This window comes from Microcoleus sp. T3_B1, assembly GCF_036700445.1.
GTDB lineage: Bacteria > Cyanobacteriota > Cyanobacteriia > Cyanobacteriales > Microcoleaceae > Microcoleus.
This window is the reverse complement of sequence record NZ_JAUBOX010000180.1, coordinates 1-2,954: the sequence shown is the minus strand read 5'-3', so window position 1 is coordinate 2,954 and position 2,954 is coordinate 1. Positions and strand designations below refer to the sequence as shown.

General features: G+C 46.3%; 2 protein-coding genes. Both read left to right on the top strand.

Translation table 11 applies throughout. The features are described from left to right. Window positions 1–1,071, top strand: a 1,071-nt coding sequence (locus QT990_RS35565) for a calcium-binding protein (RefSeq protein WP_333148354.1), incomplete at its 5' end; no start/stop codon positions are given. Next, window positions 1,068–2,873 carry a serine hydrolase gene (locus QT990_RS35560; protein ID WP_333148356.1) on the top strand — a complete coding sequence of 602 codons (1,806 nt, stop codon included), beginning with the start codon at window positions 1,068–1,070 and terminating at the stop codon, window positions 2,871–2,873. The genes QT990_RS35565 and QT990_RS35560, both read left to right, overlap by 4 nt. The last annotated feature ends 81 nt before the right edge of the window (window positions 2,874–2,954 follow it).

The following is a 2,954-nucleotide window of genomic DNA, read 5'->3' as shown; positions in this document are numbered from 1 at the left end:
ACACCGATTCCGACAGAAACGCCAACGCCAACTCCGACACCGATTCCGACAGAAACGCCAACGCCAACTCCGACACCGATTCCGACAGAAACGCCAACGCCAACTCCGACACCAACGCCAACTCTGACTGAAATTCCGACAGAAGATTGCCTTTGTAACTCTCTATCCCTCCCAAATCTCAACCAACCCAATCCTGTAGAAAAGGTAGTTGTGAATAGTACGATCGATCTACCCATCACAGGTACTGCTAGCAATGAGACATTCGACGGCAGCAGCAGCGAGGATTATTTCCAGGCAAAAGAAGGTAACGATAACCTGTTTGGCGGCGAAGGAAATGACTTTTTCAACGGTAACGAAGGCAACGAGTTTATCTCTGGTGCAACGGCAGATGACTTGCTTTTTGGTGGCAAGAATCAAGATATTATTCTTGGTAATGAAGGAAGAGATACATTATTGGGAAATCGAGGACAAGATTCGCTAAATGGTAGAGAAGATAGCGACTTCATTCACGGCAACGAAGACTCCGATTTCTTGGATGGGGGCAAAGGAAACGATTTCTTATTGGGAGGTAAGGATAGAGATTTAATTGTAGGCGGTGAAGAAAACGATACTCTGTTGGGAAATGTAGGTGACGATACTGCCTGTGGTGGCGGTGGCAACGATTACTTGCGGGGTGATGAAAATAACGACCTACTGGATGGCTGTGAAGGCAATGATACGATTTGGGGAGGAGAAGACAATGATACCATATTTGGGGGAGCCGGAGACGACTTTTTAAGCGGCGATTTGGGAGATGATTTTTTAATTGGAGGAAGTGGGAACGATCGTTTTCTGGTTTGGGCAGATTCAGGGATGGATATCATTCGAGATTTTGAACCCGGAAAAGATGCGATCGCCCTTACTAGAGGTTTGACTGCCTCTCAACTGTCAATTAGTCAAGCCAACAGCGATACCTTAATCCGCTTGACAGCAACAGGTAAAATTTTAGCTACTCTCAATAACGTATCTGTTACTCAAATCGATCTGACAGAATTGAACCCGCCTACATTTTTAAACCGGAGTTTTTTATGAGGAATGTTAGGGGCGATAGCCAAAGAATCAACAGACTTTTCTACACAAGTTTGACCTTAATTTCAGCTATCCTCTTAGGAGGCTTGGGAAAGCTTTCCGAGTCCAACAATAACACAGCTTTAGCGCAAGAAAACATCCCTGTTAGCGGTAGCGGTGACGCGCAACTCCAGCCGATTTTGCAATCGTTGACAGAATTCATGCGCCACCGCTGCGTCGGTGCGGCCGTACTCGGTGTTTCTGTTAAAGGTAAACCCGTTGGTGTTTGGGGTCTAGGGCGCATGAAAGGCAGACCTACTAATAACTGGAATCCGGCTTGTGGCGACGATACGCAGGCTCCTCTGGCTGCGATCGTACCCGCAGATACCCCCATGCGTATGGGCAGTATCAGCAAGCCTGTTACCTTTGCAATGGTGCGCTGGGCGCTTAAAGAGACGGCGCGCGATCGAGCCGGTTTAGAACTGACTGACGACCAAATTGAAGGGATGAAATTGTTCGACCCCCAGCATTATCCGCCGCTAATTCCGGGTTTGAACAAGCAATATCCAGTAGCGATTATCCCTGAAAACTTGCACGCCGTATTTTCGGGAAAAGTCAAATTTCCCGTTCCCGTGAAAGACAGCAAGTGTGCCAATCTCAACTCAGGATTTGCAGACAAACAGTGGCAAAACGTCACCCTCGGACATTTATTATCGCACCGATCGGGACTTCAGCGCAGCGCGCCCAGATATGCTGAAGATGTCACCGCAAATTTGCCTGTGCTTCGCAATCTAAAAACCCCAGCGAATTTTCAAGCACAAGAACAGTTACTTGTCAGCGAATGGGGCAGCAAATCTATCAGTTCAGCAAAAAATCAACTCGGCATTTCTCCTAGCGCGGGCTATTTTTTGCCAAGTCCTACTTTAGGAGAAATTATGCAGGTTTTGGCTGGCCGATGCCTTCAGTATCCTCTCGGCCAATATCACTATTCCAATACCAGTCCGGCATTTCCTACGATTATTTTGGAGCAGCTTGTGGCTTCCGGCAGATCTGCTGCTAAGATGGGTAAACCAGAAACTCATCAAGGTTCGGCTTTGGAGGTTTTCTTCAAAACAAACTTAGGAATTTATACGGCGGCTGACCGGGGAATTTTTATGACCCAAGGAGTAGCAAATATGGTCGATCGCGAACCAGAAAAACGCCATTGGAACGGGAAAAGTTATTATGGTCAAGGATGGGATGTGAAGCGTCCGCACTGCATCTGGAAGGGTAGCTTCTGCGATTTTTCTACCTGGCTAAATCCGAAGCCGGGGAGGATAAATTGGTCTTGGAATTTAGGCATGGTTCCTTTTAGCAGCAGAAACACTGATTTGAGTCCCGGTACTGGTTCGCTTGCTGCGGAAGCGGAAGTTTTTCTCAAATTCATGTCAGAATATTGGGTAGCTGGTTATGAAAATAACCCGCGCATCGGAGAAAAGCGAAATAATCTTTGGAATCGATATACTGCCCACAACGGAGCGCTTGACGGTACTCATGCTTGGGGAATCCAGTTAGGGGGCAATAATAATCCGAAAGAGTGGAAATTGCCGCCGGTGGATGATAACGGTCGCATCCTTGATGATTTTGCTAATTTAAAGATGTATGCGGGCGTGTTGCCGGATGGAGTTGATATTTTTGTGGCTGTGAATCAAAGGGCGGATAAGAAATGTGTTAATGCTAAAGGTTACAATTGTGGGGATGCTTACGGACTTTTGGATAATTTTATTTTGTACGGTGTTTCTCAGGTGAATTGGAATCTGCTTGCACCTCGTGCAGTTGACAAATAAAAGTTACAGCAAATTCCATGTAAATGTGGTACACTACATTCAGTACATCAGCAGAAAAAATGAAAGCTTATTCGCTCGAGT